The sequence below is a fragment of the Longicatena caecimuris genome (assembly GCF_018406465.1).
Classification (GTDB): domain Bacteria; phylum Bacillota_I; class Bacilli_A; order Erysipelotrichales; family Erysipelotrichaceae; genus Longicatena; species Longicatena caecimuris.
The window spans coordinates 2,474,945-2,495,641 of record NZ_AP024510.1 but is presented as its reverse complement, the minus strand read 5'-3'; the positions used below and the strand labels follow the sequence as shown (position 1 = coordinate 2,495,641).

The window sequence follows — 20,697 nt, the reverse complement described above, 5'->3', positions numbered from 1 at the left end:
TGCTGTTTTTACGTAATTTGCTTAAGGATTTCTTAAAAATTACGGAGGCAGATGTACTTTCATTTATCATCTGTGGTATACTTAACTATAGTTGTGGAGGTAAAGTATGAAACCTTTAATGAAAAAATTGGTTTTGACGATGGCTGCAGTATCCCTACTAATTCTTGGCGGATGCAGTTCCAATGATCAAAAGAATGATAAAAAAGGCAGTGATAGTGAGACAAAAAAGGAAGAAGTTAAACTTATTAAAAATGATCGATATGTTGAACCGTTAAACCCAAGCGAACAACAAATCAAAGCATTTAATTCCTTAAGTGCAGCTGTTGAGAAAAATCCAGATCATGCGATCAGTGAAGAAGAGGCCAAACAGGTTGCCGTGAATTTTGTTTATGATTTCTTCACTTTAGCAAATAAAAAGTCACGCAGTGACATTGGTGGTCTGCAATATCTGCCAAGTGACAGTATTCGTGAATACATAGAGTTTGCCGAGGCATATTATTATGGCAACTATCCTACCATCGTAAATGAATATGGAAAGGATGCGCTTCCGCAAGTAAGTGCGGTGAAGGTGGAAAGCAGCGAAGAAGCACAGTTTGTATATAATGACACAACTTGTGATGGTTTCACTTTTAAGGTAAGTGTCAGTTATGCAAAGACGGATTTAAAAGAAAGTGCTTTAAAGAAAGAAATGCGTATCAAGGTTATGAAGATCATGGATTATGATTTCAATCGTTCTTACGATTACACCAAACGAAATCTGGTTTTTGAGGGCGAAATGAAGTCGGTTTATCGAGTATTAGCAGTAGAATAGGGAGCTGAGTAATCAGTTCCTTTTTCAACCAATCATAAAAGGAAGAGGTATGTACACAATGTCATGAAAGGAGTCATTATGTCAATTGAAATTGTCTTAGAAGGTAAATTAGAAAAAGAAACACAACGTGAGCAATTTAGTGCGTTTTTAAAAAAACAATGTGAGGAAAAGAAATTAAAGTTTGAAGATTTTGATACTTTTGTGAATATTGAAGTCTGTCCACAGGGCTATATTGAATGCAGTTATGAAGGCTGTTTTATCACTCTGACGGCGCAGACAAATGTCGCCGGTCCCGGATTTCATGCTTTCGCATGCCGTTTTTTTGATGATGTAATAGCGGAAAGTGAATGGCCTTTTGAAGTGAGTGATCCCACCAAGTATTATGAACAACGCAATTTTGAAACACTGAAATATAACTATTTTTATCGCTGGCTGCAGGATATCGCAACGTATGTAGAGGAGCATGTTGCAGAATATAAAAATCTGTGCATTTGTTGGCGCAGTGATGATTATCAGCCAATGAGTAAAGCCGATAGGGTCGTTACACCTATGGGATACCTTTCTGTACATGCGTTTAAAACATTGGAAATTGAAGAACTGGCACAGCGATTCTTTGTATGGAACAATTTAGCGCGCGATGCCCAGTACTATAAAAATTGTGCAATTGCTTTATTATGGAAAGATTGTTATTATGAATACAGTGGAATGAATGAGACTACAGATAAGATTGCGCATACGATCATTGATTACTTAGAAGCTGCATATGAGGCAGATGATACGATTGGCCTTCCTTTAGATATATATGAACTATTGTGTGATTGTCTGATGCGCGAAAAGTTGATTCATCATGGTGTAGATGAGCCGATTGCGAATATCGGATATCGCCGCCATCTGGTATGGTATCCTTTTGGGAATTGGAACATACCAGTGGATGGATGCAGTGAAAATAGTTTTGATAACAGTACACAAACATTGCATTTCATGGCTCCGTATAAAACCAGTGATGAACCTTGGCGATGGCTAATCAAAGCAAATGTTTATCAATTTGAAAAGAATGTTGAGGATTATTTGGAAATGCTGAGCAATCCACAAAATGCATTAGAAAGTTTTGTGATTGAGGATGGAGATGTCAAAGGAAAGGGTATCATTGAACAGTTAGAAGAATATCTTCATATTGTTGCACAGTTTAATTGTGGCAAGGATACCTTGATCATGGAATATATCTTAAATGATGAAAAAGATATTGCGATGATGAAGGATTGGTTGCATAAGATTACCCATCGTACTTATAATGATGAAACTTTGAAAAATTGATACAGAATAATGTTTATGCAAGCAGAGATTTCTCTGCTTTTCTTTTTGGTATAGCTTGTTCTACGCTTATGTATAAAAAAAGAATGACGTGTGTCATTCTTGCATACAAACATTAATGTGGATCGTCTGCCATGCTATCCCAAACAATGTTAGGATCATCGTTAACAGCTGGTGTATCTTTATAAAGGTTTGTTAGATCAAAGTGATACTCCTTCATTTCCAATTGTTTGCTGGCGCCATCATAAGCATTCAGTAAGGCATGAACCTCATTTTTGTTAAACAGGTATACATCCTTTTTACCTTCACTTTCCGCGATACTTGCGACATAGCGTGTATCATAAACACCGTTATCACTGGAAATAGAAGAGATGGTCCAAGGTTTCATATTTTCTAATTCGCTGGAAACAAACTTAGTAATCTGATTTGCTGGCATGTCTGTAATCACGTAATTAGGCGCAATTTCCAGTAATTCATTTACATAAGTAATAGCACTAGGGGAAACAAGTTTATTGATAATAGCCTTAATGATCCGTTGTTGAGCACGTTCACGTCCTGGATTATCATAACCTAAGGTTTTACGATGGCGAGAATATGCCAAGGCTTGTTTTCCATTTAAATGTTGTTCGCCTTTTTTCAAGCAGATGAGATCATCTTTTTTGAAACTGCGGTTCTCATCTTGTTCACAGAAATCAATCTCAACATCAACATCAATACCATCTATGGTATCAACAATTTGAATCAATGAATTGAAGCTGACACGGGCATAATAATCAATAGGAATACCAAAGAACTGCTGTAAGGTTTCTACGCTGATATCGATTCCATACATTCCCGTATGGGTGAATTTGTCATTGACATTGTTGGTCGCTGTATTTGGAATAAAGCCATCTCTTGGAAGGGACACCATATCAATATGATTTGCTCGCGGATTGACGATTAAAATCAGATTGGTATCGGTACGTGTCTGCTGATCCGGAGAGCCTACATTATCCAAACCACTCAGATAAACGGTAAAGGTTTCTTTTGTAATATCCTTATGTTTCGTTTGATTGTCTGTTAATTCGCGTTCATAGGTTTCAATGATCTTTGTTTCTTCCGAGAATTTATCAATATTGGCCGCTGACATGTTGTAGAAAGTTTCACTCATGGCAATAGCAGCTACAGCATTATTTTCTAAATCTGTTATTAAAGCCGTATAATCCATTTCTTCTCTTTCTTGAAAGGAAATTTCTTTTTGCAACAATGTTTTCATATAAGTTGCATTATCCTCATCACTGCCATTTTGGAATCCGATCGTCTGATCTTTTAAATCGTCTAAGTCTTGGATATCAGCGTCTTTTTTCACAACGACGAACATTTTAGATTTTTTGGTTGTTGAGCCATCTTCATTCACAGTCGTTTTACTGATCTTATTAATGGTCGTTCGCGACTTATCCAGAAAATAACCGCATGTCCCAATACATACCGTTAAGACGATCAATACAAAACGTTTCATGACCAATCCCCATGTAGGAAGTTTCTTAAAGTTCAAAAGAAGAAGGATGAGGAAACTACATCCGACAACAACGGCAAAGATTGTTATCCATTTCATTGGTATCAGACCAAACGTATAAGCGATGTAAAAGCTGATGACACTGACAATCAGCATGATTGCCAGTAAAACGATGTCAATAATCAGACTACGTTTACGGGTATTTTTTTCTTTCTTTTCCATATTGCTTTACCTCATATAGTAATTTTACTTTATTCATTTGTAACAACCATTATTATAATATAGAAAAAGGACGGATTGAAAGCCTTTTTTATGAAGTTTTGTTAATATTCATCAAATTCTTACAAAAGTTGATGAAGAAAAGGAATGGATAGGTACGATTTTACTAAGGTGTTGGTATCTATAAGGTAGAGACAGGTAGTACGTGACTTTTTGGCGTAAGCGTGTATAATGTACATAGTTGGTGATTTAATGAAATCGATCTTAGTAGAAATAACATGTCCGACTTGTCTTTGGCATACGCACAAGTCTAGTGATACCGTAGTAATTCCGGAATTTGAACCAGATTTAAAGCAACAATTGGAACAGGAAGAATTCTATGCGTTTACCTGTCCAAGATGTGGAACACGCATATCTTTTTTTCATACTTGTATATATCCGGATAAACAACATCATTTTGTCTTATTGATGAAATCAGAAAAAGAAAAGAAAGCGGCGGATCATCACCTGTATGCAGATATGTCCGCCACGAAACGTTATATATCCGATGCTCGTGACATTGCAGAAAAGATTCATATATTGGAAGAAGGTTTCGATGATCGAGTCATCGAGATTCTGAAATTAAAAGTTTATATCTATCTGAAGAAACAACAGCGTTATCCTAATACACTTCGTTATAAAGATAGGGATAAACAAAGTGAAACGATTTGGTTTTCTTATACAGAAAATGATCAAGAAGATGTATTAGCCCTAACATGGGAATCCTATCTGCAAGTTAAGCAACGCATGCCAGAAGAAGATACCAAAAAATTTCATGAAATCAATCAGCGATGGGCGTTACAACACATTAAAAATTTTACATAAACAGACATCTGTTTTTTAATTACGCAGGTTATGAATGAATTGAGGTAAGTATGAAAGAGCAAATTGACATTATTGATATAGGCATGACATTTCAAATGAGTCTTGATGCATTTCTTGAAGAAAGTCATGTCGGCTATACTAAAAATGAACAATCCTATCAACAGGCTTTATTAAAGCTTGAAGAGAGTAAGCGTGTTCGTTCCTGGCAGAAGAAACAGCAAATAGCTTATGAAGCATTAGATATATGTGAAGACTGTATTGAGGCCTATATGATGCTTGGAACCTATGAAGAAGATCATGCAGTAAGAATACAGCGTTATAAAGAGGGAATGGAATTAGCTACTATGAATTTAGGTAAAGATTTTTTCTTACGCAAGGTAGATGATTTTTACTCTATTGAGCAGGCAAAACCTTTATTTCATATTAAGTTCACTTATGCGTGCGCACTTTATGAAGCTGGCTGTATGCGCAAAGCTCAACAACAGTTCCAGGAGATTTTAAATCTAAATCCTTCTGATGCCTTCTGTGCACATCATTATCTTTATGCGCTATCTTTGTATTTTGAAGAATATGAGAGTTGCAAAGAGCTCTTACAGAAATATGATCAGCATTCAGCAATGGATTGTTATGTACGTTTTCTATTATCATTGAAAACAGAAAATTATGCTGCGGCTAAAACAGCTATACCATATCTACAGGCTGCCAATTGTCATTTCTATAATATATTGACCTATCGCAGTATGAATACCTTGTCACAAAGCCAATCCATGACGCCGAAAAGTGAAGAAGAAGCTGCTTATATATACCGTATTTTGAACAAAGTTATTCATGTTATGGAATATTTACCAATGTTTTTAGTAAAGAGCGAATAGCTCTTTTTCTTTGTTTTTTTGAAATAATTCAGTTCAATCGCTTTTCTGTTAATTCTATTTCCAAAAAATGGAAAATACTTTATACTTATGTGAGGGGGAGTGATTATGTAGAGGAGAATTTTAGTGAGAATTAAAAACAAAAACAGAATTCGTGTCATTGGTAAATTAATAAGGATCTACCGTGAAGAAAAACGTCATAATACACAGAATGAGTATACGTTATTAAGATTTTGTGATGGTATTTGTACGATCAATACCTTAAAAAGAATTGAAAGTGGCGAATGTAGTCGTTCTGATGAAGTATATGATGAATTACTTGCTAAATTGAAGCTGCGTTTTGATTATTTCCCCGAAGTTGACACTGCTGTTGAGATGATGATGGAACCATTGTATGAGGCGATTGAATATTTTGATTTAGAGGGCATTGGCAGGATTTGTGACAAAATTCTAAATTTGCTCGAACGTGTTAGAAATTATGTATATTATTCAGAACTATATAATATATTCAAGAATTTAAGGCAATATTATATCGATGATTTAACAATATCCACAGGTATTGCTTTAAGATATGAGAGTCTATTAGGTATAATGCCTCCTATATATTCAATAATACTGAAATTTTTAATCATGACAAGAAAATCTATAGATGCTCTTGATGATCCTAACATATATAATACTGCAATAAAGAAACTTGAAATGATTAATGAGAAATGCTTGTTCTTGCAATTCTTTGTTTTAAAATATTATATAACTACAAATCAATACATATCATTAATGCAATTATTAAATAAATTAGAGATGATTTTCTTAAGTAAGGAAAATTATATACGTCTAATTGATCTTTATAATTATTATTTTAGATTGTGTCAATAGTTTTTCGCAAAATTAAAATCTTGCCGTTTGGCAGCCGGTAGTCAGCCGGCTATGATATCAGACAGCTGATCCTCTTCTGGATTGAAAAGATGATCCATATTCATGTAACGTCTGGCTCCCCAGCTTGTTGCTGCTACATGACGCAGTCTGGCACATACGAGCATCAAGGCGCTCTGCCCGTCAGGAAAAGCGCCGATCGCTTTTGTACGGCGTTTAATCTCACGGTTGAGACGCTCAATCGCGTTATTGGTCCGGAGCCGGGTCCAATGCTGCGTAGGAAAATCCATATAGGTCAAGGTTTCCTCGATTCCGTCCTCCACCTTTTTGGCAGCTTTGGCAAGCTTCATAGACCGGAGTTTTTCCGATACCTGGAGCGCTTTTTCACGAGCAGCATCCTTGCTCTCCTGTGCATGGATCGCCTTGAGCATAAGCGCTACCGTTTTCATCTTGTTACGGGGCGTAACAGAAAATATATTTCTGTAAAAATGAACTGTACAACGCTGATATCTGGCATCCGGAAAGACTTCTGGAATCGTTTCAAGCATGCCGAGGTTCTTGTCTCCAATGATCAATCGAACACCAGTAAGCCCGCGTTCCTTCAGCCATACGAAGAAAGAACGCCAGCTTTCACGATCTTCCTTCATCCCTTCAGCGGCACCAAGGATCTCCCGGCAGCCATCCTGGCTGACGCCAATGGCAACAAGAACAGAAACATTCTGGATTTCGCCGCCCCAGCTGCGTTTCAGGTAAACGCCATCTACGTAAACATAAGGATAGCTTCCAGAAAGCGGACGGGTACGCCAGGTTTCGATATGTTCATAAGCCTTTTTGTTCAGGTTACTGATGGTTCCAGGAGATACTTTTGTTCCCCATAAAGCCTCGGTGATATCCTCAACGCGGCGTACAGAAACACCGGCCAGATACATCTCAATCAGAGCTTCTTCCACGGAAGATTCTCTGCGGCGATATCTTTCAATAATGGCCGTCTCGAAAGGAATGCCCTTGAGTTTTGGAACTTTCAGCTCCACTTCGCCTGCAGCTGTATGGAGATTCCGTTTATAATGGCCGGAACGATATCCCTGGCGATCAGAAGAACGCTCATACTTTTCAGCGTTAACTAATTCGTCGGCTTCCTTATCAAGCAGGGCATTTAAAGTCTCTTCAACACTGCTGCGGACAAGATCCTTTAAATCGTGCTTTATTAAGTCCTCATTTAGCTGTATAATCTTATCAGACATGGTTTTATAGCCTCCTTTGATAGATTTGGTTGTGGTGACTTAATTTTACCAAACGGCTATAGACCATGTCTATTTTTATGAAATTAATTTTGCGAAATTAATTATACGTCATCACGGTTTTTGCCATATTTTGTATTTAATTAACTTTTTTTGAAATAAATGGCAACTTTTACCAAAAATATTGTTTTACATAAAGATTTAGGATAAAATAAAAGTGCAAGAACGGGGTGAGTTCTTGCAATGGGGGATCCGGGGGAAGCCCAATGGGTGGAAAAGGATCATGTTCAGACGTTGAAGTATTGCACTCCCATGCAGTATTTGAATGTGCGTCGCCGATATCTCAGACGTATTCTGGACATTTCAGCCTTTGTTCTCTAAATTCTTGCACGCACAGGATAAAGGCGTTCCTAAATGTAACCTGTCCCCAGGTTACTTTTTTTATATATTGAGGCAGCAATGCCTTTTTTTTATTATGATTACGTATAAGCAATTGTGGTTTTAACAATAAGGTGTTTGCCAATCTCAGTAATCGTTTTTTACCAAAAAAAAGATCCCGATATTTCGGAATCTACTATGTTTATTGGTGGAGCTTATCGGGATCGAACCGATGACCCCCTGCGTGCAAGGCAGGTGCTCTCCCAGCTGAGCTAAAACCCCATTTCTTGAGTGCTTACATAATATATCATGCAGGGGGTCATCTTGTCAATAATAAAGAATGAAAAAATTGACAATAAACGACTTTAACGAAAAAGTATAATTTAACTATGCGATCATTTCTTATTCAATAAAGAAAAGCTATTGTCTATGGTATAGTTGTAATATTTCAATAAATCCATTACAATAAGAAACTAAATAGGGGTGATAGTATTGAAAGAAATTGTGAAAGAAGCTATAAAATTAAGCTTTCCGGTTATGATTGGGTATGTCTTTTTAGGTATGGCATTTGGCATCTTATGTGAACAACAAGGATATTCTGCGCTGTGGGCCTTTTTCATGAGTTTTTTTGTTTATGCAGGCAGTATGCAGTTCGTTATGTTAACTTTTTTTCATTCTGGTTTTCATTTGCTAGAGGCGGCAATAGTTACACTTACAGTAAATGCCAGACAATTGTTTTATGGATTATCTTTTTTAGATGTGTTTAGCAGAATGGGAAAAAAGAAGTGGTATATGATATTCTCTTTAACAGATGAAACCTATTCTTTATTATGTGCCATTCCTGATCAAAAAGCGGAACATGGGAAGAAGTTGATGTTTTTCATTTCTCTCTTTGATCAATGCTACTGGGTCATAGGATCAGTGATTGGTGCCGTTTTAGGAAGTCTGTTAAATTTTGATACAACCGGAATTGACTTTGCTATGACAGCTTTATTTACTGTCATCTTTGTAGAACAATGGCTGCATACTGTCAATCATCTGCCTGCTTATATTGCGGCTTTCGCCATTCTTATAAGTATTGTTGTCTTTGGCTTTGATAACTTTTTATTACCGGCATTATTGCTTCTGGTTATCTTCTTGCTGATCTTTGAGAAAAATGTTGAACGAAGAAAGGAAGAACGATCATGATAACGACACAGGCATCGTTGAGCATTATTTTAGTTGTAGCTTTTTGTACTTTCCTAACCAGAGCGATACCATTTCTCATCTTTAAAAACCCGGATAAACTTCCTAAAAGAATCCTATATCTTGGCAAAGTATTACCGATGGCAATCATGCTTTGTCTTATCATATATTGTGTCCGCCATACAGCCTTTATGTCATATCCCTATGGAATTCCAGAGTTTCTGGGAATTGGATGTGTTGTCTTATTGCATATATGGAAACGTAATAATATGATCAGTATCATTGGCGGCACGTTTGTTTATATGATGCTGATTCAAGTTGTTTTTGCCTAAACATATGTTTATGATGAAGGCAGCAAAGAGGAGCTTATGCCATCTGCATAGAGTAAAAAGTCATTATCTTTTAGACGTTAATGTAAAAGCGTTTTAGGATAGTGCTTTTTTTTATTGTGTCTTTGATACAAGGACAAGCATCGCCGGATTGTTTATGTTAAGAAAACTATTTCAGAAAATTTATAAGCTTTTTACATTATCACTTTCATTTCATTTCATATGTGCTATAATTATCATCACATACATAAAGTAAAAAGAAAGGAAGGTGCCGAATTATGGCCGAAAAAAGAATTTACAACTTCTCAGCTGGACCATCCATGCTGCCACTGGAGGTATTGAAAAAAGCACAATCGCAGATGCTGAATTATGAGGGCAGTGGAATGTCGGTCATGGAGATGAGTCATCGTTCCAAGGCATATGATGCCATTATTAAAAAGACAGAGGAAAGACTTAGAACCATTCTGGCAATTCCTAATAACTATAAAGTATTATTTCTGCAGGGAGGGGCAACTTCACAGTTTTCAATGGTGCCTTTAAATCTGCTGCAAAAAGGGAAAGCAGATTACATCGTCACCGGATATTTTGCCAATAAAGCATATGCCGAAGCGAAGAAATATGGGGATATTGCTTTGGCAGGAACAAGTAAGGATAAAGATTTTACGTATATTCCAAAACAGCAGGAGCTGGCATTAAACAAGGATGCGGATTATGTTTATTTGTGCGCCAATAACACGATCTATGGTACAGAGTGGAAATATGTACCGGATACAAAGGGAGTGCCTATCGTTGCGGATATGTCCAGCAATATCTTATCAAAACCGATTCGGGTAGAGGATTATGGCATCATCTTTGCCGGAGCACAGAAAAACATGGGCTGCGCCGGTTTGACTGTTGCCATTGTACGTGAGGATCTGATTGGCCATGCGAAGGAATTTACACCTGTTATGATGGATTATGCACCACTTGCCGAAAAAGATTCTATGTACAACACACCACCAACGTATGCCATCTATATTTTAGGCTTAGTATTGGAATGGATCGAAGAGATGGGTGGCTTAGCTGTCATGGCAAAGCGTAATGAAGAAAAAGCGAAGCTGTTATATACGTATTTAGATACAAGCGATTTCTATCAGACACAGGTAAATCCAAGTGATCGTTCTTTGATGAATGTGACTTTCCGTTCTCCGAATGCAGAATTGGATGCACTGTTTGCGAAGGAAAGTGCGGCAGCCGGTATGAGCAACCTGAAAGGCCATCGTGCAGTAGGTGGTATGCGGGCATCCATTTATAATGCCATGCCTATGGAAGGTGTAGAAACACTGATTGCCTTCATGAAGAAATTTGAAGAAGAAAATAAGTGAGGGAAAACCATATGAAAGTAAAATTATTTAATAAGATAGCAGAAGCAGGAATTCAACAGTTTGATGAAACCAAATATAGCTTTAGCGAAGACTTTGATGACTATGATGCCATCATGGTGCGTAGCGCGAAGCTGCATGATGTAGCATTTCCAGCTTCTTTGAAATGTATTGCGAGAGCCGGTGCCGGCGTCAATAATATTCCATTGGATAAGTGCAGTGAGCAAGGTATTGTTGTCTTCAATACACCGGGAGCAAATGCCAATGCGGTTAAAGAATTGGTGATTGCGGCGCTGATCTTAAGTGGCCGTAAAATTGCTCAAGGTGTGAACTGGGTGAAATCACTGGAAGGTGAAGATATTTCCAAGGCGGTTGAAAAAGGTAAGAGCCAATTTGTCGGTCCGGAGATTGCCGGAAAAAAGTTGGGCGTCATTGGTTTAGGTGCCATCGGTGTACAAGTGGCAAATGCAGCGGCGGCCATGGATATGGAAGTGTATGGGTATGACCCTTATATTTCCGTACAGGCGGCATGGACCTTAAAGTCCCGCATTCATCATGCAAAGGATCTAAAAACGATCTTTGAGGAATGTGATTATATCACCGTGCATGTACCCTACATGGAAGCTACGAAAAACATTGTCAGTGCGGAAGGCATTGCCATGATGAAGGATGGCGTACGTGTCTTAAACTTCGCTCGTGGTGGTCTTGTTGATGATGAAGCAATGGTAAAAGCCTTACAGGCAGGTAAGATTGGCAGCTATGTTACCGATTTTCCTACCAATGCGCTGATGCAGTTTGATAATGTTATCGGAGTTCCTCACTTAGGTGCTTCAACACCGGAAAGTGAAGAAAATTGTGCGGTGATGGCAGCTAAGGAGATCATGGATTATCTGGAAAATGGCAATATTACGCACTCTGTGAATTTACCGGATATGCAAATCACACAGGAAACCAAGTATCGTATCTGTATCATTAATAAAAATATTCCGGATATGATCAGCAGCGTATCCACAGCGCTAGGTAATCATGGTATCAATATTGAAAACATGGCTAGTAAAGGTAAGAAAGATTATGCGTATACCATTTTAGAAACCAATGATGAAGTAAGTGAAGAATTGGTGCAGCGCTTACAGGAACGTGAAGGTATTGTCATGGCACGTTTGATTGTAAAATAAAGAAGGATAAAGAAAGTAACATGTGATATGATCACTTCTTTCGTAGACAACGTAAATAAATAAAACGTTGTTTACAAAAGGAGTGATCTTTTTGTATAGGAATCTCCTTATAAAAAAATGTATCTGGAATTCTGGATACCATATTCAAGGTTATTGTATGTGAATAAAGGTACATACGATAGGATCATCAAAAATGTGAAAAAGAATATAGGGCTAGTCAGTCTTTTGAACACTTTGCCATAGCGAGCAATACCATGATCATGAGCAATTTGGTTACTAAGATTTTCTTCATGCTTTTGCCGAAATATGCTATAATTGGCAGTACCTGCTGGCTGGATGAGGTAAGATATTATCCAAAACCATGCAAGCTAATGAGTGTAAAAGAGAGGATGAGGCTGTGTGCATTCCTTGATCATTGCAGAGAAACCGGAATTAGGAAGAGCAATCGCAAAGGCCATTGATGGACCAAGTAAAGAAGTGCGAGGAGTCATCGTCAAAAAGAATGTGACGATTACTTGGGCATATGGTCATTTATTGCGTCTTTGTGAACCAGATGAGTATGATGCAAAATATAAAAAATGGCGTAAAGAAGATCTGCCGATTTGTTTTGAAAACTGGAAGCTAGTTCCTGATGGCAATAAGAAAGAGCGCGTCATGCAGATCATGGCATTGATAGAGCAATGTGATCAAATCATTCATGCAGGTGACCCGGATGATGAAGGACAATTTCTAATCGATGAAATTTTACAATATGCGCAAAATACGAAGCCTGTTAAGCGGGTATATATCAATGATAATACTCCGGCGAATATAAAAAAAGCCTTTCATGAGCTTATTGATAATGATGAAAAGCTCATAGCTATAGGGCGTAGTGCCTATGCCAGAGCAGTGGCGGATTATGTGGTGGGCATTAATTATTCGCGTTTATATTCCTTAGCATTAAGACGCAGTGGGATGAGTGTGGGACGTGTGCAAAGTCCTACCCTTGGATTGATTGTGACAAGGGATGAGCAAATTGATAACCATGTAAAACAAAAGTATTATGAGTGGCATGTCGATGGTGCACTATTACATGAAGATGTTCTTATTCCTTTTGTTTTTAAACCGAAATCTGATTTGTTGGATGATGGAAAACATATCTTGCATAAAGAGATATTGGAAGAAATTGCACAACAGGTTCATCAACAGGATGTACAAAAAGTAAAAGTTGAGGAAAAAGAAATAGAAGTGCGGCCGCCATTACCTTTTAATCTAGCCAAATTGCAAGCACATATGAATACCAAATATGGTTTTACATTGGCAAAGACAGATCAGATTACACAAACGCTGCGAGATAAATATCAGGCAATCACGTATAACCGCAGTGATTCGCAGTATTTAAAGGAAGAACATTTTACAGAGGCTGATAAAGTATTGCCACATGTTATGGCAAAATTGCAGGAAAGCTATCCGGTAGATTATCAAATTCATTCTGAATGCTTTAATGATAAATATGTTACGGCACATCATGCTATCATTCCTACCATGAGTGATTTCCCTATCCAAGCACTATTGCCTGATGAACGGAAAGTGTATGAAGAAATATGCCGTTATTACATCATGCAATTTTTACCACCAATTAAAAAACGACAAGTGATTGCCAGTATCAAAAGCGAACAAGGGGAATTAAGAGCAGTCAGTACCTTTATCTTAGATGAAGGCTATAAACAGTTCTTTCAACCAGAAAAAGAAGATGATGGCGATCATGAAGAAACAGACAGTGGCAAGTTTACTTTACCAAAAGGGAATTATGAGGCAGTCTTACAAGAGGATGTCTTTGTGGAAAAAGAAACAAATCCACCAAAACGTTATACTCAAGCAACGTTGATCAAAGACATGACAAGCATCGCAAAGTATGTGAAGGATAAAGAAATTAAGGATATTCTAAAGAAAAAGGATAAAGGGAAAAAAGGCGAAAACGGTTCAATCGGTACGAGTGCTACGCGTTCACAAATTGTGGAAACCTTGTTGAAACGAGGATATGTCGTCATGAAGGGAAAACAAATCTTATCCACACAGCTAGGAAAGGATTTTTATCACCTATTGCCTGACGAAATTAAAACCGCTGATTTAACTGCCAAATGGTGGGTCATTCAAGAAGATATCAAGGAAGGGAAAGCAGATGTGAAAACGCTGGTAGACAGTGTGCTGGAAGCTTTTATCCCCCATCTAAAAGAGGATCTTTCTCATGTAAAGGTGGAGAGTGTGCCTATTGATGACAAACGTGAAGCCGTTGGCATTTGTCCAGTATGCGGAAATAAAATCGTGGAAAATACGAAAGGCTTTGGCTGTGTCAATTATCGCAATGGCTGTAAATTCGCACTTTGGAAAGAGGATCGATTCTTACAGGGGATTGGAAAAACCATGAACAAGGCGATGGCAGAAAAGTTATTAAAAGATAAGTATTGTCTGGTAAAGGTGATGCAAGAAGAAACAGAAAGTATCAAAATCTTGCAATTAGGTATTCGCAATGGCAGAGCTGTATATCGTCTGTTGGATTATCAAAAAACTCAATAGTAGAAAAACCAAAAGAAACTTTCAGAAAAACGAGATCATACGGTTTAAACATAAAAAAATCCTTCCATATATCCGATAAGGATGGGAAGGATTTTTCTTATGCACATACGTGCGAACAGTCAGTTAGAATACTACTGCTCTTCGTAGTAGCATCCTTCTTCCTGAGAAGGAGGAAAACGTCTGTCCTTTTCAACGTCGATATCACGGTACATTTCGTTGCCATTTGCATCATAGCAAGCATATTTACCAGTTTTTTCGCAGTTCATTCCAGGACGGTATTTCTTTCGTGCCATTTCTAACACCTCCTGCTTGTAGTATGGGATGTTCCTAAAAAGTTATACGAAAACATTGTTTTTTTCGTAAAACTTGATACAATAAAACTGCAAGATGGAGGATGATTATGAAGATACTCGCTAGTGATTATGATGGAACATTGCGTACAGAAGAGCTGGTCGCAGAAAAGGATATTGAGGCAATTGCACGTTTTCGCAAGGCCGGTAATCTGTTTGGTATCGTTACCGGACGCAGCATGGAGTCTTTACAAAAGGAGATCGAGCGTAATGGATTTACCTATGATTTTATCATAACCAACAATGGCGGTGTCATATATGATGGGGATGGTAATTTGTTGGAATGTATGTTTATGGAATATAATCATGCATTGGACATCATCAGTTATATTAAGACTTTAGATTGTGTCTCTTATGTTATTAATGATGGATATCATCGATATAAATTCAGTGTAGATAAAAATCAGATTGATCATAAATATGGAAATATGCCGGATGCTTCTGATGCGGAAGAAACTATTTTAGACCGCGGTAAGATTGCGCAGCTGGTCGTATCTTTGAACGATACGATTCTGGCAGAGGAAATCGCGCATTACATTAATGCGAATTTTAAAGGCTATGCGACAGCTTTTATTAATGTGAATTGTGTAGACATTGTTCCTCATGGGGTATCCAAAGCTGAGGGGTTATATTATATCGAAGATCATTTCGGGTTGGATCATGATGCCATATATGCAATCGGAGACTCCTTTAACGATTTGCCGATGCTGGAAGAATTTCATGGCAGTACATTGTCACATGCCCGCAGTGTAATCAAAGAACAAATTGGTGTAGTGTATGATAGTGTTGCGGATTGTATTAATGAAATAATGAAAGAGATGTAGTTTGATAGGATCCCTCTAAAGTAGACAACGGAAATAAATAAACGTTGTTTATGAAAGGTGGGATCTTTTTTTATTTCAGGAAAGGAGCAGGGTTTGCTTCTGGTAAAATCTGTTTACAAAACGAAAAAAGATAGAAGTGTGGGGCAAAATCTTGACGCTTTTTGTATGGGAGTGTTTGATTCTATGCTATAATAATACATACGAGAGGAGTGTTTTTCTCATGAGCTATTTCACACTGAATAATCTATGGGTATTGATCAGACAATTGGCTGATATTGCCTGCGTCTGGGCATTGGTATACTATTGTTTGAAAATCGTTAAGAATAATTCTAGAACCATTCAGATCTTTAAAGGTATTCTATTGGTTATCATTGTTAAGGCCATTGCCACTTATCTGGAATTAAATACGATAGCAGCTATGACAACATCCATCATGAATTGGGGAGTGCCTGCAATTATCATCATCTTCCAACCGGAGATTCGTAGTATTCTGGAGAAAATTGGTAAGACCAGCGTCTTTTCACGTATCTCCACGTTGACAGTGAATGAACGTGAAAATTTAGTGGATGAGCTAGTTAAAGCATGTGCGGAGATGTCTAAGACAAAGACCGGCGCTTTAATTTCGATAGAACAAGGACATTCGTTAAGTGATTTCATTAAAACCGGAACACCGATGAATTCCGTCGTGTCCAGTGAGTTATTATGCTCCATCTTTCAATATGGAACGCCGCTGCATGATGGTGCCGTCATTATCCAAGGGGTAAAGATTGCCTGTGCTGCTGCCTATTTCCCACCGACTTCCAGAGAACTGCCTACCAGTTATGGAGCACGTCATCGCGCTGCTGTTGGTATTAGTGAAATTACCGATTCCATCACGATCATCGTCAGTGAAGAGACCGGGAATATTTCGATTGCCCAAGAAGGAAAACTTACGGTGTATTCGGAAGCAAGTTTGCGGGAATTCTTGATGAATATCTTAGGCACACAAAGCAATGTGAAGGAAAAAGAAGAAAGCAGTGTGAAAAAGAAAGAAAGCAAACCGGACAACAAGCTGCCTGCCGGTAAGAAACAAGGGTTTTTTGCACATTATTTCAAAGGAAAGAATCGACGGGCAAAAAACAATGTTGAAACAGCTAATAAATATACGAAGAAAAAGAAGGATAAACAAGCACCGGTTCATGAACAGGATGTGGTGATCGTAGAAAACAGTAAGGAAAAGATTGAAATAGAAGATCTTGCTGTAAAACAGGATGCACCATTAGATCAACTATTTGAAACAATTGTTGATACGGATACCGTGACGGATAAAAAAGACATGGAAGAGGAAACCAAAGAGGTTATTGATAAGACATCTATGATGGAAGAGACTTTGATGGAACCGGTAAAGAAAAAGCGTAAACGTCGTACCAAGGCGCAAATAGAAGCGGATAAAGCAAAAGAAAATCGTAAGAAAGAGGAAAGTCAAGATAATAAGAAGCAGAAGAAAGAAACAAAGAAAAAGAAAGAAGATTTGAAGCTGTCACATGATGATACAGAAAACCATAGTAAAGTAAATCCATTAAGTAGTATGGGTATGGCCGATGATCTTTTTAATGATGTCATTGAACCTGAGGCAATCGTATTGCATTATGAAAAAGCAGATGAAGAAGATGATTCCTCCTTACAGAATGATGATGAAAGGAGTGATTCTTAATGGCAAAGAAGAAAAAAAGAACACAGCTAAGCTCAGAAGGAAAGACAGAGTTAGCCAAGGCGATTGCTGAAAAGTCCCAAACTTTTGCGAAAACATATGCCAATGTGGAAATTCGTTTAAGCCGTGTCTTTCGCTGGATTAGCGGTTGGGTAGATAAATTATTATTTAATCAGAAGCATGGCAAGATTGTTGCTTTAATGGTTGCTGTTTTGTTTTATTTCGGGATGAGTTCTGATAATAGTGGATTGTTTGAAAATATGAAGAGTGCGGAAACCTTAGGAGAGTATAAGGTAAGTGCGGTCGTATCCAATCAAGCTTATGAAGTCACTGGTTTGGATGAGATGGTAAAGGTGCGTATCATTGGGGATATCAGTGATATCAAAAGTGTGAAACAACAGAAAAATTTCCGTGTCGTTGCGAATTTGACGGATCTTACGGAAGGAACACATGAAGTAAAATATACGACAGAGGGTGCACCAAGTCGTGTTGAAGTAGTATTGGAACCGAGCAATGGCATCGTGACCATCAAGAAAAAATCAATTCGCAGTTTTACGTTAGGATATGATTTTGTGAATCGTTCGAATATGGACAGTATCTACGATTTAGGCGAACCAGAATTAGAGCAGGGCGAAGTTCATGTTCGGGCATCTGCGGAAACTTTAGATTCGATTGCTTATGTCAAAGCTTTGATTGATGTTAAGAAAAATTACACAAGTGATTTTACGACCGAAGCGACGATAGCTGCATATGATGATAAAGGAAATAAGATGGATGTAGATATTATTCCGGATAAGATGAATGCGCATGTCAAAGTCAGCAAGCCCAATAAGCGCGTAAGCTTAAGCATTGTGCCAAATGGTGTAATACCGGCAAATAAAGCGATTGAATCGTATAAATTAAATCATGATAAGGTTACAGTATACGCAAAACAAAGTGTATTGGATCAGATTGAAGTATTACCGATCACGATACCGGCATCTACACTGACCAGCAATCGTGACTTCCCGATGCCGATCGTTCCTCCTAATGGAGTGACAAAAATCAGTGAAAGCGTTGTAAATATATCTGTGAAATTGGCAGATAAAAAAGAACGTGTCATGAATAAAGTACCAATCAAAATCGAAAATGGCATGGATGGTTTTACCTTTGCGTTGGCAAATGGTACACAGCAAAATGCAAGTGTGACTATTTCCGGGGCAAAAAAGGTCATTGATAAAGTTAAGATCGAGGATCTGCATGTTTATGTAGATGTCAGTAAGATTGATAAGGCAGGTACGTATGAGCAACCACTTATTGTAGAAGGCAAAAACAAACTGGCGACGTATGCAGTGAAAAATGCGACAGTAACAATTGCGGTGAAAGAAAAGTAAAAGGAAGGAATGACATTATGGGAAAATATTTTGGAACCGATGGTGCACGTGGACGCGCCAATGATACACTCACTTTGGATATGGCAGTGCGCATCGGACAGTATCTGGGATGGTATTATGGAAAAAAGCGCCATGCAAAAATCTTGATTGGGAAAGATACACGCCTTAGCAGTGATATGTTTGAAATGGGATTAGCAGCTGGTGCAACTTCCACAGGAGCAAACGTATATCTATTAGGGGTATGTCCTACCCCTTCCGTTTCGTATTTGGTACAAAAGGAGCATTTTGATTGTGGTATCATGGTCAGTGCTTCCCATAACCCTTATCATGATAATGGGATCAAGCTCTTTAACCACGAAGGGTGCAAAATGAATCCAGAAATCGAAGTAGAAGTCGAACGTTATATCGATGGTGAAATCATGATTGACTTGGCGCATGAAGATAAAATAGGAAAAGTTTTGGAATGGGATGAAGGATTAGAATTATATGAATCTCATTTAAAAGATATCGTACCTTTAGATTTGAACGGCATGCGCATTGCCTTGGATCTGGCAAATGGTTCAGCAACTAGCTGTGCAGCAGAAACATTAACCGCATTAGGCGCTACGGTAGAGGTTATTCATTCAGCTCCTAATGGTGTGAATATCAATACCAAATGTGGTTCTACACATCCGGAAGAATTACAGCAGATGATGAAGGATGGCGATTACCATGTGGGATTTGCCTTTGATGGAGATGCCGATCGTTTGATTGCGGTAAATGAGGATGGCGAACTTATCAACGGTGATTATACGATGTATATCTGTGGCTGTTATATGCATGAAAAAGGGCAGTTACATGAGGATGTCGTAGTTACTACGGTTATGAGCAATCTTGGTTTATATCATGCGTTTGATAAAAAGGGCATTCGTTATGAACAAACGGCAGTCGGTGATAAATATGTGTTTGAATGCATGCGGGAACATGACTATTCAATCGGTGGTGAACAAAGTGGACATATCATTTTCTATGAACATGAAAACACCGGAGATGGTTTGTTTACCGCATTAAAGCTGCTGGAAGTAATGAAGGCAACAGGAAAGTCATTAAAACAGCTGAGCGAAGGGTTGTTTATATATCCGCAATTATTGATTAATACGGTGGTAAAGAATAAACAGGCTGCTTTAGAAGATAAAGAATTGCAGGCACAAGTAGATGCTGTTGCCCAGGAATTAGGCGATAATGGCAGAATTTTGGTAAGACCAAGTGGAACAGAGCCATTGATTCGTGTTATGGTAGAAGCTGAAACAGATGAACTTTGTGCATCTTATGTAAATCGTGTGATTGATTTTATCAAAGAAAAACAATTATAAGAATACTTCGGGGTGTTAAAAAAAGCACCCTTTTTATATTTGTAATGTGTTTGTGATAGTATGTTTGAAATTCATTTATTGTAAGCTTGATTAGCATCTAGCAAAGCAAGATTTGTCCATGATAACAATTTTATGCGATTACCAAAATTTTCCAATTTAGATTGACGAATGCCCAAAAATACGTTATAAATAAAAAGAAGAAAGATTATATTTCTGGAAATTAAAAGTAACTTCATTCGTACAAAAAGGTATGCTTTTATAAATATACACCAAGATTGCGTATTTTGGTGTTTTTTTTTGTTTTTTTCTGTATTTTCATACGAAATAACTTGTTATTCTATAGTTTTTTGAACATACAAAATCGTATACGATATCGTATACGATTTTGTATATATTCTTTAATGTAATGGCACAAAAAGGTTTACTTCATCGTTTGTAAAACGT

At 37.8% G+C, this 20,697-nt stretch carries 17 protein-coding genes and 1 tRNA gene; 14 read left to right on the top strand and 4 right to left on the bottom strand.

Translation table 11 applies throughout. The features are described 5' to 3' along the window. Nucleotides 1-106: 106 nt before the first annotated feature. Nucleotides 107-811 carry a hypothetical protein gene (locus tag KJS44_RS11580; protein WP_008687061.1) on the top strand — a complete coding sequence of 235 codons (705 nt, stop codon included), beginning with the start codon at nucleotides 107-109 and terminating at the stop codon, nucleotides 809-811. A 78-nt stretch (nucleotides 812-889) separates the two neighbouring features. Continuing rightward, complete coding sequence (locus KJS44_RS11575; protein ID WP_008687064.1) at nucleotides 890-2,125, top strand: hypothetical protein; 1,236 nt, start codon at nucleotides 890-892, stop codon at nucleotides 2,123-2,125. Nucleotides 2,126-2,237: 112 nt separating this feature from the next. Here KJS44_RS11575 and KJS44_RS11570 read toward each other — a convergent pair whose 3' ends face one another. Further along, nucleotides 2,238-3,839 (bottom strand): LCP family protein, encoded by a 1,602-nt coding sequence (locus KJS44_RS11570; RefSeq protein ID WP_008687066.1) that lies wholly within the window; start codon nucleotides 3,837-3,839, stop codon nucleotides 2,238-2,240. Between the two features lie 249 nt (nucleotides 3,840-4,088). Between KJS44_RS11570 and KJS44_RS11565 the strand changes: the two genes are divergently transcribed. From KJS44_RS11565 to KJS44_RS11555, 3 genes are all read left to right on the top strand, one after another. Further along, nucleotides 4,089-4,700, top strand: coding sequence for a CpXC domain-containing protein (locus KJS44_RS11565; protein WP_017144714.1), 612 nt, complete (start codon nucleotides 4,089-4,091; stop codon nucleotides 4,698-4,700). Nucleotides 4,701-4,750: 50 nt separating this feature from the next. After that, complete coding sequence (locus KJS44_RS11560) at nucleotides 4,751-5,572, top strand: hypothetical protein (RefSeq protein ID WP_008687071.1); 822 nt, start codon at nucleotides 4,751-4,753, stop codon at nucleotides 5,570-5,572. Between the two features lie 123 nt (nucleotides 5,573-5,695). Further along, a complete protein-coding gene (locus tag KJS44_RS11555; protein ID WP_213540112.1) occupies nucleotides 5,696-6,445 on the top strand; it encodes a hypothetical protein in 750 nt (249 codons plus the stop codon). Nucleotides 6,446-6,486: 41 nt separating this feature from the next. Here KJS44_RS11555 and KJS44_RS11550 read toward each other — a convergent pair whose 3' ends face one another. Beyond that, nucleotides 6,487-7,683 (bottom strand): IS256 family transposase, encoded by a 1,197-nt coding sequence (locus KJS44_RS11550; RefSeq protein ID WP_008399502.1) that lies wholly within the window; start codon nucleotides 7,681-7,683, stop codon nucleotides 6,487-6,489. A 581-nt stretch (nucleotides 7,684-8,264) separates the two neighbouring features. Continuing rightward, a tRNA-Ala gene (locus KJS44_RS11545) sits at nucleotides 8,265-8,340 on the bottom strand. 201 nt (nucleotides 8,341-8,541) lie between these two features. On the opposite strand from KJS44_RS11545, the gene KJS44_RS11540 reads away from it, so the two are divergent. The 5 genes from KJS44_RS11540 to KJS44_RS11520 all read left to right on the top strand — a co-directional run bounded on the left by KJS44_RS11540 (nucleotide 8,542) and on the right by KJS44_RS11520 (nucleotide 14,664). After that, nucleotides 8,542-9,246: an AzlC family ABC transporter permease gene (locus KJS44_RS11540; RefSeq protein WP_226897019.1), complete on the top strand. Its 705-nt coding sequence runs from the start codon at nucleotides 8,542-8,544 to the stop codon at nucleotides 9,244-9,246. Then, complete coding sequence (locus tag KJS44_RS11535) at nucleotides 9,243-9,575, top strand: branched-chain amino acid transporter permease (protein ID WP_008687130.1); 333 nt, start codon at nucleotides 9,243-9,245, stop codon at nucleotides 9,573-9,575. Before KJS44_RS11540 ends, KJS44_RS11535 begins: the two co-directional genes overlap by 4 nt. A gap of 275 nt (nucleotides 9,576-9,850) precedes the next feature. Beyond that, a complete protein-coding gene (gene serC / locus KJS44_RS11530; RefSeq protein ID WP_008687132.1) occupies nucleotides 9,851-10,936 on the top strand; it encodes a 3-phosphoserine/phosphohydroxythreonine transaminase in 1,086 nt (361 codons plus the stop codon). A gap of 11 nt (nucleotides 10,937-10,947) precedes the next feature. Next, a complete protein-coding gene (locus KJS44_RS11525) occupies nucleotides 10,948-12,108 on the top strand; it encodes a 3-phosphoglycerate dehydrogenase family protein (protein WP_008687134.1) in 1,161 nt (386 codons plus the stop codon). A gap of 399 nt (nucleotides 12,109-12,507) precedes the next feature. Continuing rightward, nucleotides 12,508-14,664: a DNA topoisomerase gene (locus KJS44_RS11520; RefSeq protein ID WP_008687136.1), complete on the top strand. Its 2,157-nt coding sequence runs from the start codon at nucleotides 12,508-12,510 to the stop codon at nucleotides 14,662-14,664. A 131-nt stretch (nucleotides 14,665-14,795) separates the two neighbouring features. Here KJS44_RS11520 and KJS44_RS11515 read toward each other — a convergent pair whose 3' ends face one another. Next, a complete protein-coding gene (locus KJS44_RS11515) occupies nucleotides 14,796-14,957 on the bottom strand; it encodes a hypothetical protein (RefSeq protein ID WP_008687137.1) in 162 nt (53 codons plus the stop codon). 107 nt (nucleotides 14,958-15,064) lie between these two features. Here KJS44_RS11515 and KJS44_RS11510 point away from each other — a divergent pair, with 107 nt between their 5' ends. The 4 genes from KJS44_RS11510 (at nucleotide 15,065) to glmM (ending at nucleotide 20,253) form a co-directional block, all read left to right on the top strand. Further along, nucleotides 15,065-15,838: an HAD-IIB family hydrolase gene (locus KJS44_RS11510; RefSeq protein ID WP_008687138.1), complete on the top strand. Its 774-nt coding sequence runs from the start codon at nucleotides 15,065-15,067 to the stop codon at nucleotides 15,836-15,838. Nucleotides 15,839-16,058: 220 nt separating this feature from the next. Continuing rightward, a complete protein-coding gene (cdaA, locus tag KJS44_RS11505; protein ID WP_008687139.1) occupies nucleotides 16,059-17,531 on the top strand; it encodes a diadenylate cyclase CdaA in 1,473 nt (490 codons plus the stop codon). After that, the gene (locus tag KJS44_RS11500) at nucleotides 17,531-18,901 is read left to right on the top strand and encodes a CdaR family protein (protein ID WP_008687140.1); all 1,371 of its coding nucleotides are present in this window, start codon (nucleotides 17,531-17,533) and stop codon (nucleotides 18,899-18,901) included. Before cdaA ends, KJS44_RS11500 begins: the two co-directional genes overlap by 1 nt. A 17-nt stretch (nucleotides 18,902-18,918) precedes the next feature. Beyond that, on the top strand, nucleotides 18,919-20,253 hold the full coding sequence (gene glmM, locus KJS44_RS11495) for a phosphoglucosamine mutase (protein WP_008687141.1): 1,335 nt from the start codon (nucleotides 18,919-18,921) through the stop codon (nucleotides 20,251-20,253). Nucleotides 20,254-20,697 lie beyond the last annotated feature (444 nt).